Below are 13,671 nucleotides of genomic sequence, written 5' to 3' on the forward strand. Positions count from 1 at the left end.
AAGCTTGGACGCTTGGATATGTCTTCTGTCTCTACACTTGGCGCACCCTGAAAATGCACAAGACCTGGAAGTCGCGTTTGCTCGTGGCCATCACTAGTCTCTATACGTACATGCCCTTTGCATATGCGGGAGAGACGGATAGCCTGAATGCGCCCGAAGCGACTCTGCGTCACGAACAGATCATCTCGATTCCAAGTGCAGACGGCGAGTCAGTCATGCTGCAAGCGACGCTGGATATACCCGCTGGCCCGGGCCCTTTTCCGTTGGTCGTGATGAACCATGGTGCGAATGGAAGCATGCCGCCGCCGGATCAGCCACGATATCACTTGACCTTCTCCGCATACTATTTCTTGTCGAGAGGGTATGCCGTCGTCCTACCCATGATGCGCGGTTATGCAGGATCGCAGGGACATCTCGAGCATCACGGATGCGACTATGCAGCAACCGGTATCGAGGATGCTCAAGATATCAAAGCCGTTATCAACTACATGAAAACTCAACCGACGATCGACGGATCGAGGATCGTCGTCGCAGGGCAGAGCTTTGGGGGATGGAATACGCTTGCACTCGGGACGATGGATGTGCCCGGCGTGCGAGGGCTAGTCAGCTTTGCTGGCGGCATGAATGAATCGGATTGCCCCTTTTCTAGCCAATCCTTGATCAAAGCAGCGGGAGAACTCGGGGCGCATGGCAAACTTCCTTCAATCTGGTTCTTCGGCGACAACGACAAGGTGTTCTCGAGAGACACATGGCACGCCGTATATGAGCGCTATGTTTCAGCGGGTGGGTCTGCTGAACTGGTGGCGTATGGTGCCTTCGGCCAGAACGCACACAACATGCTCGGTTCTGCCGAAGCGCTTCCGCTCTGGGTTCCGAAACTCGATGCATTTCTCTCACGAATAGGCATGCCTCATACCGAGGTCAGCCCGGAATACATGCCGACACCTGTTCCGCCAGCAAGTGGTTATGCGGCCATCGACGATACGCAAGCTGTGCCGTATCTCGGCGTCGCGGGACAAGCGTATTACAAAAAATTCCTCGAACGACCATTGCCCAGGGCATTTGCGATTGGCCAGCGTGGAGCAGCGTCGACTAACGGCGGATTCGATCCGATCGCACAGGCAATGAACTTGTGCAATCAACGTGGCCCTGGCTGTCGCCTCTATGCTGTGAACAACACCGTCGTTTGGACCAGACCGACACCTGTTCCGCCGCCCAGCAACTTCGCCAAGCTGGAGGACGTGTCAGCGATTCCGTACCTGAGTGATAGCGGAAGATCCGGATATCAAAAGTTCCTGCTGCTTCCTCGTCCTCGCGTGTTCACCATTGCTCCCGATGGAGGCTGGGACGCTTCAGCGCTCGGCCCTGATCCGGTCAAGTACTCACTGGACCAGTGTAGTCAGCGGCATCAAGGGTGCACGGTTTACGCGGTTGACAGTTCGGTCGTGTGGCGTCGGGAAAAATAGCTTCCCTGTGTGTTCGTTAGCGCCGCCACAAACCCGAGCGGAGCTCGGATAAAGGTTAGGTTGACGAACTGCAGAGTGTAGAGACAGTGCCACGGGCATAACCATAAGAACTGTCTCGGATCCGGCCGCGAACCGAGTGCGCCGCGCATCGCCGGAAAAAATCCCGACGACCTCGCGCATGCGTTGTCGATGTTCAAGGCCGGTACGCGCGTCAATCCGACGATGCAGGCGATCGCGCAAAACCTGTCCGAGCGCGACATGCAGATGCTTGCCACCGATTTTTCGAAGCAGCACCCGCCGCTGCTGAAAACGCAGACGCCGCCCGCTCCGGATCTCGTCGCAGCAGGCAGGCATATGGCGGAAACAGAAGACGACGCGAACGTGCCGGTGTGTTTCAGTTGCCACGCGGCTGACGGTCACGGAAACGGCGCGCACTTCCCGGGTATTGCCGGCGAGCCGGCCACCTTCACGATCGCGCGTTTGCACGAATTCCAGACGCGCGCCCGCCAGCCGCCCCCGAAACCGGGCAGCATGACGGCCGTCGCCGCGGCGCTCGACGAGACTCAGTTCCGTCGCGTCGCCGCCTTCCTGTCAGTTTCGCCACCCCGATTCGAGGCAACGCCCGCGGTATGAGCCCGCGCGTCGCCGTTCACCCGCGTCGGGTTCAACTCGCGCAACACGCTGGCGCGCCCGCCGTCATCATCGGGCAGTTGCGGCATCCCGCGCGCAAACGCCGGCGCGACCGCCGCCGCGAGCAGCGCGGCGATCGCCAGTCGGGAAAGGAGCTTCATCGCCCGACTCCCGTTTCACTGCGTGCTGACTGCCGGCACGGACGCCGACGCGGTCGCGGTGCCCTGCTCGCCGTGCGCGATCGCATACAGCTCGCGATTGCGCTCGATCGTCTGCGTGCTCGGCGGATAGTCCCAGTTCGACGTCGGCACGGTGCCGTCGCGCTGCGCCTGGACCAGTTGGGCGATCACGTCGGCACGCGTCAGGCCCGACGACGACGTCTGTGCGAAAGCGGCGACCGGCGTGCCGATTGCGAGTGCGAGCAGCGCGGCGGCTGCGATCAGTCTGCGATTCATGATGAAACTCCCCAGAACGGTTCGATGAAGACGCATCGTCGATGCGCCGCCGGCGGAACCGCGGATGCGATTCGCCGCCTGACACGTTCATTCTGGCGATCGCGACCGGCGCGACGCTGACTGCCGGATGACAATCCTGAAATCTGCGGCGCTGCACGCAGATAACAGCTTCGTAATCTTCGAGTCAGGGCCGGGTCAACGCGGCGCCGGCAGACTGCACGCTCGTCGCATCGAATGCGGCGCCCCTGCCCTGCTTCGAGGAACAACATCATGTGGATCGTCCGGCTCGCGTTGCGCAGGCCCTATACGTTCGTCGTGCTCGCGCTGCTGATCTTCATCGCGGGACCGCTCGCGCTCCTGCGCACGCCGACCGACATCTTCCCGAACATCGACATCCCGGTGGTCAGCATCGTCTGGTCGTACAACGGCTTCTCCGCCGAGGACATGGCCAAGCGGATCACGTCGAACTACGAACGCGCGCTCACGTCCGACGTCGACGACATCGAGCACATCGAATCGCAGTCGCTGAACGGCGTGTCGGTCGTGAAGATCTTCTTCCACCCCGGCGCGGACATCAATCGCGCGGTCGCGGAAGCCTCGAGCAATTCCGCGTCGATCCTGCGGATCCTGCCGCCCGGCACGCTGCCGCCGAACATCATCACGTACAACGCATCGACGGTGCCGATCCTGCAGCTCGGGCTGTCGAGCGACACGCTCGCCGAGCAGCAGCTCTACGACCTCGGCAACAGCTTCATCCGCACGCAGCTCGCGACCGTGCAGGGCGCGGCCGTGCCGCTGCCGTTCGGCGGCAAGATCCGCCAGATCGTCGTCGATCTCGATACGCGTGCGCTGCAGGCGAAGGGGCTCGCGCCGATCGACGTCGTGAACGCGATCAACGCGCAGAACCTGATCCTGCCCGGCGGCACCGCGAAAATCGGCACGCGCGAGTACAACGTGCAGATGAACGGCAGCACGCAGACGGTCGCCGCGCTGAACAACCTGCCGGTGAAAACGATCGGCGGCAGCGTCGTCTATGTGCGCGACGTCGCGCACGTTCGCGACGGCTACGCGCCGCAGACCAACATCGTGCGCGCCGACGGCAAGCGCGCGGCGCTGCTGACCGTCGAGAAAACCGGCAGCGCATCGACGCTGACGATCATCGACCAGGTCAAGGCGATGCTGCCGAAGATCGCGGCCGGCCTGCCGAAGGCGCTGCATATCTCGGCGCTCGGCGATCAGTCGGTGTTCGTGAAGGCGGCGATCCAGGGCGTCGTGCGCGAGGCGCTGATCGCCGCGTGCCTCACCGCGCTGATGATCCTGCTGTTCCTCGGCAGCTGGCGCGCGACGCTGATCATCGCGGTGTCGATTCCGCTCGCGGTGCTGAGCTCGCTGCTCGCGCTCGCCGCGCTCGGCCAGACGATCAACATCATGACGCTCGGCGGGCTCGCGCTCGCGGTCGGGATTCTCGTCGACGATGCCACCGTCGCGATCGAGAACATCACGCATCACCTCGAACGCGGCGCACCGCTCGAAGACGCGATCCTGACCGGCGCGGGCGAGATCGCGGTGCCGACCTTCGTGTCGACGCTGTCGATCTGCATCGTGTTCGTGCCGATGTTCCTGCTGACGGGCGTCGCGCGCTACCTGTTCGTGCCGATGGCCGAGGCGGTGATCTTCGCGATGGTCGCGTCGTATTTCTTCTCGCGCACGCTGGTGCCGACGCTCGCGATGGCGCTGATGCGCGCGAAGGGGCACGGCCGGCCGCCGCGCGGCGTGTTCGCTCGGATCGCAAGTTTCCAGGCGGCGTTCGAACATCGCTTCGAGGCGATCCGGCTGCGCTATCGCGCGCTGCTGTCGGCGGCGATCGCGCGCCGCCGCCGTTTCGCGGCCGCATTCCTGCTCGCGTGCATCGCGTCGACCGGGATGTTCGCGTTCGCCGGGCAGGATTTCTTCCCGTCGGTCGACACGGGCGAGATCCGCCTGCACCTGCGCGCGCCGACCGGCACGCGGATCGAGGAAACCGCGCGCCTGACCGACGAAGTGGAAGCGCGCATCCATGACGTGATTCCCGCGAACGACATCGCGAGCGTGCTCGACAACATCGGCGTGCCGGTGAGCGGGATCAACCTCACGTACGACTCGTCCGACCCGATCGGCACCGAGGATGCCGACGTGATGATCACGCTGAAGCCGAACCATGCGCCGGCCGCCGCCTACGTCGCGAAGCTGCGCAACCTGCTCGCGCAGTCGTTCCCCGGCGTGACGTTCGCGTTCCTGCCGGCCGACATCGTCAGCCAGATCCTCAACTTCGGGCTGCCCGCGCCGATCGACATCCAGATCGTCGGCAACAAGCTCGACCAGAACCGCGCGGTCGCGAACGCGCTGCTCGCGAAACTGCGCGGCGTGCGCGGCCTCGTCGACGCGCGCATCCAGCAGCCCGGCGACGAGCCCGCCATCAATGTGAACGTCGACCGCACGAAGGCGATCCAGGCCGGCCTCGAACAGCGCGACGTCGCGCAGAACCTGCTGATCGCGCTGTCCGGCAGTTCGCAGACGACGCCGAACTTCTGGCTCGACCCGCGCAACGGCGTCAGCTATCCGCTGCTGGTGCAGACGCCGCAGTATTCGGTCGATTCGCTGCAGGCGCTCGCGAACGTGCCGCTGCCGGCGGGCACCGCACGTTCGCCGCAGACGCCGGCCGGCGGCCCGGCGGCCGGCGCGCCCGCGCAGAACCTGCTCGGCTCGCTCGGCAGCTTCTCGCGCGCGACGCAGCAGGCGGTCGTCTCGCACTACAACGTGCAGCCCGTGCTCGACATCTTCGCGTCGGTGCAGGGGCGCGATCTCGGCGGCGTCACGGCCGACGTGACGAAGCTCGTCGACGCTGCGCGCGCGCAGTTGCCGCCCGGTTCGTCGATCGTGCTGCGCGGCCAGGTGCAGGCGATGCACGAATCGTTCGCAGGGCTGCTCGGCGGCCTCGCGCTCGCGATCGCGCTCGTCTACCTGCTGATGGTCGTCAACTTCCAGTCGTGGCTCGACCCGCTCGTGATCGTCGGCGGCCTGCCCGCGTCGCTCGCCGGCATCGCATGGATGCTGTTCGTCACGCGCACGACGCTGTCGGTGCCCGCACTGACCGGCACGATCCTGTGCATCGGCATCGCGACCGCGAACAGCATCCTGGTCGTCAACGCGGCGCGCGAGCTGATCGCGGGCGGCGCGCCGCCGTGGCAGGCCGCGCTCGACGCGGGTTTCAGCCGCTTCCGCCCGGTCGTGATGACCGCGCTCGCGATGCTGATCGGCATGCTGCCGATGGCGCTCGGCCTCGGCGACGGCGGCGAGCAGAACGCGCCGCTCGGCCGCGCGGTGATCGGCGGGCTCGCGTTCGGCACGCTGTCGACGCTGCTGTTCGTGCCCGTCTTGTTCGGCTTCGTCCATGCGTGGCTCGACCGGCGCCGCGACGCGGCCGCCGCCCGCCGCGCGCAGGACACGCCGGCATTGCCCTGATCGCGGCTTCACATCGACTTCCTTCGACTCGCCCGACCTCGAACCATCATGAACGACACGACCGAACCTCTCGCCCCGCCACCGGCCGCCGAAGCGGACACGGCACCGTCCACCGCACGCGCCACGGCGCCCGACACTTCGCCGCCCCGTCGCGGCCGCAAGCTGACCGTCCCGCTCGTCGCGATCGCGGTGGCCGCCGCGCTGCTGGCCGCCGGCATCGTGCCGCGCATCGACGCGCGCGCCGCACAACGCGTGCAGGTCGCCGCGCAGCAGGCGCTGCCGGTCTCGGTGATCCTGCCGGGCGCGGCGCCCACCGACCAGACGCTGACGCTGCCGGGCGCGGTGATGCCCTATGCCGAGGCATCGATCTATGCGCGCACGAGCGGTTATATCGCGCACTGGAGCGCCGACATCGGCGCGCACGTGAAAGCCGGGCAGACGCTCGCGCAGATCACGGCGCCCGACCTCGACGCGCAGTTGCGGCAGGCGCGCGCCGACGCGGCGACCGCGCAGGCGAACTACGACTATGCGAAATCGACCGCGCAGCGCTGGCAGGACATGCTGAAGACACAATCGGTGTCGCAGCAGGACACCGACACGAAGGTCGCCGACATGAACGCGAAGCGCGCGATGCTGGCCTCCGCGCAGGCGAACGTCGCGCACCTGACCGAGCTGGTGTCGTACGAATCGGTTGCGGCGCCGTTCGACGGCGTGATCACCGCGCGCAACGTCGACGTCGGCACGCTCGTCACCGCGGGCGGCACGCCGGGCAGCCCGGGCCTGTCCGGCGAACTGTTCCATCTCGAACAGACCGGCACGCTGCGCGTGTTCGTCGACGTGCCGCAGGACAGCGCGGCCGGCGTGACGACCGGGACCTCCGTCTACCTGACCACGCAGCAGTATCCGGGGCGGCGCTTCGCCGCGCGCGTCGCGCGCAGCGCGGGCGCGATCGATCCGGTCACGCGCACGCTGCGTGTCGAGATCGACGTCGACAACGGCGACGGCGCACTGATGCCCGGCGCGTATGCGCAGGCGCACCTGCTCGTGCCGAGCGCGGCGCCGGCATTCGAGCTGCCGGTCAGCGCGCTGCTGTTCCGGCCGAACGGCGTGACGGTCGCGACCGTCGCCGCGAACGGCACCACCGCGCTGAAGGCCGTGCAGATCGGGCGCGATTTCGGCACGCGCGTCGAGATCGTGTCGGGGCTCGCCGCGAGCGATCGCGTGATCGACAACCCGGGCGATTCGATTGCCGCCGGCGAGACCGTGAAGATCGTGTCGGCCGCACCGGCGGTGCAGACGGGCCCGGCAAACGGTGCGACGGCAGCGTCTGGCGCGGCTGCGTCGACGCCCGCCGCCGTCGCGGCGCCGGCTTCGATGCCTGCAGCAGCTTCAACGCACGCCCGAGGCTGATCCGCCCATGAAAAACCGCGAGATATCCGTCATGCGCTTCGTTCGTCCGCTTCCGTTCGCCCGCCGCGTCGTCGCGCTCGGCGTTGCCGCCGCGTTGGCCGCGTTGTCCGCGTGCTCGACATTGCCGCCCTATTCGCCGCCCACCGTCGCGGTGCCTGCGCACTATGCGGGCGTACCGGCTCCGGGCATACCGACATCGGGCGTACCGGCTCCGGGCATACCGGCCTCAGGCGTACCGGCTGCGGGCGCCCCCGCCGCCCAGCCGGGCTGGAACGTCGCGGCACCGGCCGATGCCGCGCCGCGCGGCCCATGGTGGACCGTCTTCGACGATGCCGGCCTGAACGCGCTCGAAGCGCGTGTCGACATCTCGAACCAGACCGTGAAGAAAGCCGTCGCCGATCTCCAGCAGGCGCGCGCGATGGTCGACTACCAGCATGCGGGGTTCCTGCCGACCGTCACGGCCGGCGTCGCGCAGAACCGCGCGCGCCTGTCGCAGAACAAGCTCGGCTCGTCGCTCGCCGGCAAGACGACCCCCGACTATCAGGCCGGCGTGGCAGCGAGCTGGGAGCCCGACCTGTTCGGCCGCGTACGCGATGCAGTGACGGGCGCGCAGGCGAACGCCGACGCGAGCGCGGCCGACCTGCAGGCCGTGAAGCTGTCGGTCACGGCCACGCTCGCGACCGACTATTTCGCGCTGCGCTCGCTCGATACGCAGAAACAGTTGCTCGACGATACGGTGCAGGCGTATGCGGACGCGCTGAAGCTGCTGAAACAGCAGCTCGCGGCCGGCGCGATCGACGCGTCGGCCGTCGCGCAGGCCGCGACGCAACTCGAAGCGACGCGCACGCAGGACACCGACATCGATGCGTCGCGTGCGCAGCTCCAGCATGCGATCGCGACGCTCGTCGGCGAAAACGCGTCGACGTTCACGCTGCCGCCGCACGTGCAATCGTTCGACGTGCCGGCGATCCCGACCGGCGTGCCGTCGCAACTGCTCGAACGGCGGCCCGACATCGCGGCGGCCGAGCGTCGCGTCGCGGCCGCGAACGCGCAGATCGGCGAGGCACGCGCCGCGTTCTTTCCCGATCTCGTGCTGTCGGCGAGCGCGGGGCTCGAAAGCGGGTTCTTCGCGCCGTGGCTCACCGCGCCGAGCCTGTTCTGGTCGCTCGGCTCGCAGCTCGCCGGCACGCTGTTCGACGGCGGCCGCCGCAGCGCGTCGCTGCGCGGCGCGCATGCGCAATACGACGGCACGGTCGCCGACTATCGTCAGACGGTGCTCGTCGCGTTCCAGCAGGTCGAGGATCAGCTTTCCGCGCTCGATGCGCTCGCATCGGAGGCCAACAGCCAGCAGCGCGCGACCGATGCGGCCGACCTGTCGCTGCGGCTGACGACCAACCGTTTCAACGCGGGCGCGGTCAGCTACCTCGATGTCGTGACCGCGCAGACGATCGCGCTGACGAACCGGCGCGTGGCCGACCAGATCGCCGCGCGCCGGATGGAGGCCGCGGTCGGGTTGCTGACGGCGCTGGGCGGCGGCTGGCACACGGGTGCGGATGCAACCGCCGCCGGGCACCCGGCCGCTACGCCGTCGGCGTCTTGATGAACGTGAGGATGAACCGCGTCCCGGCCGCGTCGCTTTCGACGCGGGCGGTGCCGCCGTGCAGTTCCATCACCGACCGCACGATCGCGAGGCCGAGCCCGGCCGTGCCGCCCGGCGCGCCGCCGCTGCGCGCGGGGTCGCCGCGCACGAAGCGGTCGAAGATGCGCGGCAGCAGCGCGGGATCGATCGGCTCGCCCGGGTTCGCGACGACGACCTGCACCGCGTCCGCCGTTTCGTCGACGCGCAGCGCGATGACGCCGCCCGCCGGCGTGTAGCGCAGCGCGTTCGCGAGCAGGTTGCTGACCGCGCGGCGAAACAGTTCGAGATCGGCGGTCAGCCGGCCGTGCCCGTCGACAAGCAGCGTCGACCCTGCTTCGTCGGCGAGCCCTTCGAAATAGCCGGCGATGCGCTCCAGTTCGTCGTGAACGTCGAATGCGCGCTGCCGCGTCACGAAGCCGGGATGCTCGGCGCGCGCGAGAAACAGCACGTTCTCGATCATCCGCGCGAGACGGTCGTATTCCTCGAGGTTCGATTCGAGCAGCGCCTGGTATTCGTCGACCGAACGCGGCCGCGCCAATGCCACCTCGGTCGCGCCGCGCATGTTGTTCAGCGGCGTGCGCAGGTCGTGCGCGAGATCCGCGCTGAATTGCGACAGGTGCCCGAATGCCTGCTGCAGGCGGCCGAGCATCGCGTTCTGCGCGTCGACGAGCGCCGTCAGCTCGCGCGGTGCGCGCGATGCATCGAGCCGCGTATCGAGCTTGTCGACGGTGATGCGGCCCGTGTTCGCGACGATCTCGCGCAGCGGTGCGAGCGTCTTGCGGATCAGCCCGTAGCTGAGCAGCATCGCGAACAGCGCGCCCAGGCCGCCGGCGATCTTCAGCTTGTCGCGGTAGCCGTCGAGCAGTTCGGCGCGATCGCTCATGTTGCGCGCGATCGCGATCCGGATCTTCGTGTGGTCGCGCAACGCCGCATCGGTGACGACGCCGCGCACATGCGTGCCGCCGCCGGCGGTCCACGTCGCGATCCGGTCGGCGGTAATCCGCTCGTTCGCGGGCACCGGCGTCGCGTGCGGCGGAAACAGTTCGCCATCGGGTAGCGCCGGCAGCGCGGGCGACGATGCGCCCGCGGCCGTCTCGGGAAGATCCTCGAACTCGGTCCGTTCGACGTTGTGGCGCGCGAGTACGTTGCCCTGCCCGTCGACGACGGCCAGCGACAGCGCCGCGTTGCCGAGCACCTGGCTCGTCAACCGGTCCGCATGCGCGCGCACCGCGTCGAGCGAATCGAGTTCGCCCGCCAGCCGGCGCGTATGCCGCGCGGCGAGCACGATGTCGAGGTCGTCCTGCGTGCTCACCTGCCGCTCGAGGCCGGTGTACACGTACACGCCGACGAGCGCGAAGACAGCCAGCATGGTCGCGCCGAACGCGAGCGCGAGCGTCGCGCCGAGCGAGCGGCCGAGCGTCATGCGGCGTCCTTCGGTTCGAGCACGTAACCGACGCCGCGCACCGTATGAATCAGCTTGACCGCGAAATCGTCGTCGATCTTCGCGCGCAGCCGGCGGATCGCGACTTCGACGACGTTGGTGTCGCTGTCGAAATTCATGTCCCACACGTACGACGCGATCTGCGTGCGGCTCAGCACCTCGCCCTGCCTGCGCGCGAGCAGCTGCAGCAGCGAGAATTCGCGCGGCGTCAGGTCGATCCGCACCGTGCCGCGCTTCACGCGGCGGCGCACGACGTCGATCTCCAGGTCGCCCACCGAAATGCGCTCCGTCTCGCGCGGTGGCCCGCGGCGCGCGAGCGTGCGGATGCGCGCGAGCAGTTCGACGAACGCGAACGGCTTCACGAGGTAGTCGTCGGCGCCGAGTTCGAGCCCATGCACGCGGTCCTGCACGTCGTCGCGCGCGGTCAGGAACAGCACGGGCGTCGCGTGCGTGTCGCGCAGCCGCTTGAGCACGCTCCAGCCGTCGAGCACCGGCAGCATCACGTCGAGCACGATCACGTCGTAGCTCTCTTCCTGCGCGAGCGTCAGCCCCTCGCCGCCGTCCTTCGCGAGATCGACGCTGAAGCCGGATTCCTCGAGCCCCTTCTTCAGGTACGCGCCGGTCTTCGGTTCGTCTTCGACAATCAGGATCCGCATGTTCGATTCCGTCGCATTCGGTGGTGACATGCGCCGATGTTACCGGGAAACGGGGCGGGCGCACCGCCACGCGCCCGCGCGACACGGCCTGATTACGAAACTGTAATCGGCGGGTCAGTGTGGTGACTGCCGCGGCGGCCAGAATTCGAAGCGTGGGCCCATCCCGCCCGCTCGTTCAACCGCCCAGGAGCCATCATGAAACTCGTCGCTGCTTTCGTCGTTGCCACGCTGAGCCTGCCGTTCGGCACGCAGGCCTTCGCCCGGTCCACGCAGGCGCCGATCACGCGCGCCGACGTGCGCCAGCAACTGATCGATGCCGAAGCCGACGGCCTGCTGCCGTCGAACCGGAACGACTATCCGCCGTCGGCGTCGCAGATCGCGCGCAATCGCCAGCTCCATGCGATCCAGCATCACGACACGATGCCGACCGCGACGGCATCGACCGGCAATTGATCCCGGCGTATTACCGACAACCCGCTGACAGCCGGATGTCGTGCCGGCCCGGCGCATTTCGGCATATTCCGCGGCGCGCGCAACCGCGTCCACGGAATCCCTTTTCAATCACTCACTCGAGCGCACCGCATCGACGGCTGCAATACCGTTCAACGATCGACCGGCACACGTGAAAACCGCCGTCGATCGTCACCTCCCCGGCCCCGCCATTTTTCGAAATCCGGCGTGACGCCCATATAATTCTCATTCGTCCGACCCTCCACCAGATTGCAGGCGTTCACAGCGCAACGAGGGGACGACCCGGGGCCGCCTGGTCGTGTCATGCACTCGCCGCGGCCGGTAACGAGGCCGGTAACGAGTCGGGGAATGCGACCCCGACGCTCGTACGCTCGCACATACTGCGCGGCCGATGCTGACATAAAATAGAAAATCTCTGTTGACGATGAGTCAATGGCAAAAAAAGGAGTGCCAACATGAGACGCCTTTATTTCCTCGTACCTGATACGCAGATGGCGAAGGCGATCGTCGATGACTTGCTGCGCGCGCGCATCATCTGGCGCCATATCCACGTCCTCGCCGATCACAGTGTCACGCTCGATCAGTTGCCCGAAGCGTCTTTGCTGCAAAGCAGCGATGTCGTGCACGCGCTCGAGCGCGGCGTCGCGTTTGGCGGCGCGACGGGCGCGCTGATCGGCCTCGTCGCGCTGGTGTTCCCTCCAGCGGAGCTCGTGATTGCGGGCGGCGCCGTCGTCGCATTGACGCTGGCGGGAGCGGGCTTCGGGGCGTGGACGGCCGCGATGATCGGCATCGCCGAGCCGAACGCGCGACTCCAGCGATTTCGTGACGCGATACGCGAAGGCCAGATCCTGATCATGGCCGACGTGCCGGCATTACGAGAGCAGGAAATCGAGGAGATGGTCGCCCAGCATTTTCCGAAGGCCGATCTGGAAGGCGCCGAGCCTACGACACCGATCTTCCCCTGAAAGTCGGCGCCACAACTTCCGTTCGATGTCGCACCGGCGCCCGCCGGTGCGGGCCGTGTTCACCACGGCGCATCAGCCTTTCTCCCACCCGGTGAGCGACGAAAAAACGCCGCGCGCCAACTGCCCGCCTGCCGACACGTCGATGCCGAACTTCGAGCAGAACGCCGTGGAACCATGCAACGCGCAGGGTTTTTGCACCTTGCATTGGCACCCATATCTGCCATTCTGAATCGCAGAAGGGACGTACTTTTGACGCACGTTGCGCCCTCCTACCCTGAATGCCGAAGCTGAACTGTCCGCAAGGAGGTCGTATGGAACTGAACATTCAATCACACCATTGGCAGCGGCGTACGCCCGACTGGCTCGCCGCTGCCGTGGCCGGTCTTGCGGGTGGCGCGCTGGTGATCGTGCTCGAATTCTTCTGGTCGACCATGGTGCTCGACGAAAGCCCGTGGCAACCGACCCACAAGATCGCGGCGATGGTGCTGGGCCGCAGTGCGCTCGAACAGATGTCGGTGTTCAGCGTCGGCATTGTGGGAACGGCGCTGGTACTGCACTACGTGCTCGGTGCCATCATGGGGATGATTCTCGCCGTGATCATTGCGCCGTTCCGCTTCGATTCGAGTGTGCGCATGGAGGCTGCCATCGGGCTGGCCTTCGGGATCGTCGCGTATGTGTGGAACTTCTATGTGATGACAGCCGTGTTCCCATGGTTCGTCTCGGAGCGGGGTTCCGGACCCTTGTTGGCAAACCTGCTGTTCGGTGTGGTCGCCGCCGTCACCTACGGCATGCTCGAGCGGCGCAAGCAGGACGCGATGCGCTGACACGCCGTGTTTTCCCGCCGCGCCGACAGGGTCTGCTCACGTGTGCGACGTACGTACTTCGCACAAGCGAACAGACCCGGAACACCCGGCGCCCTCGCGAAACGGCCGCCTCGACAACCCATGCCGGAGGCGCCGTTTTGCATTGCATCGCAGCAGGCGACGCCTCCAATCGCGCGATGCGTCGATGGGGCGCGCGTCCCCGTTGCGCTGCCT

11 protein-coding genes are annotated in these 13,671 nt (G+C 67.0%); 8 read left to right on the plus strand and 3 right to left on the minus strand.

The genetic code is table 11. From position 1 onward, the window contains the following. The first annotated feature begins 53 nt into the window (after positions 1 to 53). Entirely contained in the window at positions 54 to 1,466 is a 1,413-nt protein-coding gene (locus tag ABD05_RS37125; RefSeq protein ID WP_082146329.1) for a dienelactone hydrolase family protein, read from the plus strand. A gap of 222 nt (positions 1,467 to 1,688) precedes the next feature. Then, positions 1,689 to 2,099 (plus strand): c-type cytochrome, encoded by a 411-nt coding sequence (locus tag ABD05_RS33545; protein ID WP_148669203.1) that lies wholly within the window; start codon positions 1,689 to 1,691, stop codon positions 2,097 to 2,099. 173 nt (positions 2,100 to 2,272) lie between these two features. Here ABD05_RS33545 and ABD05_RS33550 read toward each other — a convergent pair whose 3' ends face one another. Further along, positions 2,273 to 2,551: a DUF4148 domain-containing protein gene (locus tag ABD05_RS33550; RefSeq protein WP_047904421.1), complete on the minus strand. Its 279-nt coding sequence runs from the start codon at positions 2,549 to 2,551 to the stop codon at positions 2,273 to 2,275. 270 nt (positions 2,552 to 2,821) lie between these two features. Here ABD05_RS33550 and ABD05_RS33555 point away from each other — a divergent pair, with 270 nt between their 5' ends. From ABD05_RS33555 to ABD05_RS33565, 3 genes are read left to right on the plus strand one after another with little or no spacing between them, the layout of a single operon-like run. After that, positions 2,822 to 6,052 carry an efflux RND transporter permease subunit gene (locus tag ABD05_RS33555; protein ID WP_047904422.1) on the plus strand — a complete coding sequence of 1,077 codons (3,231 nt, stop codon included), beginning with the start codon at positions 2,822 to 2,824 and terminating at the stop codon, positions 6,050 to 6,052. Positions 6,053 to 6,100: 48 nt separating this feature from the next. Further along, entirely contained in the window at positions 6,101 to 7,462 is a 1,362-nt protein-coding gene (locus ABD05_RS33560) for an efflux RND transporter periplasmic adaptor subunit (RefSeq protein WP_047904423.1), read from the plus strand. Between the two features lie 31 nt (positions 7,463 to 7,493). Further along, the gene (locus ABD05_RS33565) at positions 7,494 to 9,062 is read left to right on the plus strand and encodes an efflux transporter outer membrane subunit (protein ID WP_047904713.1); all 1,569 of its coding nucleotides are present in this window, start codon (positions 7,494 to 7,496) and stop codon (positions 9,060 to 9,062) included. On the opposite strand, the gene ABD05_RS33570 is transcribed toward ABD05_RS33565, so the two are convergent. Together ABD05_RS33570 and ABD05_RS33575 are read right to left on the minus strand one after the other, a co-directional pair. After that, the gene (locus tag ABD05_RS33570; RefSeq protein WP_047904424.1) at positions 9,043 to 10,524 is read right to left on the minus strand and encodes a heavy metal sensor histidine kinase; all 1,482 of its coding nucleotides are present in this window, start codon (positions 10,522 to 10,524) and stop codon (positions 9,043 to 9,045) included. The genes ABD05_RS33565 and ABD05_RS33570 overlap by 20 nt on opposite strands. After that, the gene (locus ABD05_RS33575; protein ID WP_047904425.1) at positions 10,521 to 11,198 is read right to left on the minus strand and encodes a heavy metal response regulator transcription factor; all 678 of its coding nucleotides are present in this window, start codon (positions 11,196 to 11,198) and stop codon (positions 10,521 to 10,523) included. The genes ABD05_RS33570 and ABD05_RS33575 overlap by 4 nt, the downstream gene beginning before the upstream one ends. Before the next feature lie 195 nt (positions 11,199 to 11,393). Between ABD05_RS33575 and ABD05_RS33580 the strand changes: the two genes are divergently transcribed. The 3 genes from ABD05_RS33580 (at position 11,394) to ABD05_RS33595 (ending at position 13,458) form a co-directional block, all read left to right on the plus strand. After that, the gene (locus tag ABD05_RS33580) at positions 11,394 to 11,651 is read left to right on the plus strand and encodes a DUF4148 domain-containing protein (protein ID WP_047904426.1); all 258 of its coding nucleotides are present in this window, start codon (positions 11,394 to 11,396) and stop codon (positions 11,649 to 11,651) included. A 473-nt stretch (positions 11,652 to 12,124) separates the two neighbouring features. Next, on the plus strand, positions 12,125 to 12,634 hold the full coding sequence (locus ABD05_RS33585) for a hypothetical protein (RefSeq protein WP_047904427.1): 510 nt from the start codon (positions 12,125 to 12,127) through the stop codon (positions 12,632 to 12,634). A 311-nt stretch (positions 12,635 to 12,945) separates the two neighbouring features. Beyond that, positions 12,946 to 13,458, plus strand: coding sequence for a hypothetical protein (locus ABD05_RS33595; RefSeq protein ID WP_047904429.1), 513 nt, complete (start codon positions 12,946 to 12,948; stop codon positions 13,456 to 13,458). Positions 13,459 to 13,671 lie beyond the last annotated feature (213 nt).

The sequence above is a fragment of the Burkholderia pyrrocinia genome (assembly GCF_001028665.1).
GTDB lineage: Bacteria > Pseudomonadota > Gammaproteobacteria > Burkholderiales > Burkholderiaceae > Burkholderia > Burkholderia pyrrocinia.

Bases quoted from the DNA above. Each gene is read 5' to 3' on its own strand.
- ABD05_RS33565 (WP_047904713.1), top strand. From the start codon at position 7,494: ATGCGCTTCGTTCGTCCGCTTCCGTTCGCCCGCCGCGTCGTCGCGCTC.
- ABD05_RS33575 (WP_047904425.1), bottom strand. From the start codon at position 11,198: ATGCGGATCCTGATTGTCGAAGACGAACCGAAGACCGGCGCGTACCTG.
- ABD05_RS33570 (WP_047904424.1), bottom strand. From the start codon at position 10,524: ATGACGCTCGGCCGCTCGCTCGGCGCGACGCTCGCGCTCGCGTTCGGC.
- ABD05_RS33550 (WP_047904421.1), bottom strand. From the start codon at position 2,551: ATGAATCGCAGACTGATCGCAGCCGCCGCGCTGCTCGCACTCGCAATC.
- ABD05_RS33595 (WP_047904429.1), top strand. From the start codon at position 12,946: ATGGAACTGAACATTCAATCACACCATTGGCAGCGGCGTACGCCCGAC.
- ABD05_RS33585 (WP_047904427.1), top strand. From the start codon at position 12,125: ATGAGACGCCTTTATTTCCTCGTACCTGATACGCAGATGGCGAAGGCG.
- ABD05_RS33560 (WP_047904423.1), top strand. From the start codon at position 6,101: ATGAACGACACGACCGAACCTCTCGCCCCGCCACCGGCCGCCGAAGCG.
- ABD05_RS37125 (WP_082146329.1), top strand. From the start codon at position 54: ATGCACAAGACCTGGAAGTCGCGTTTGCTCGTGGCCATCACTAGTCTC.
- ABD05_RS33580 (WP_047904426.1), top strand. From the start codon at position 11,394: ATGAAACTCGTCGCTGCTTTCGTCGTTGCCACGCTGAGCCTGCCGTTC.
- ABD05_RS33545 (WP_148669203.1), top strand. From the start codon at position 1,689: ATGCAGGCGATCGCGCAAAACCTGTCCGAGCGCGACATGCAGATGCTT.
- ABD05_RS33555 (WP_047904422.1), top strand. From the start codon at position 2,822: ATGTGGATCGTCCGGCTCGCGTTGCGCAGGCCCTATACGTTCGTCGTG.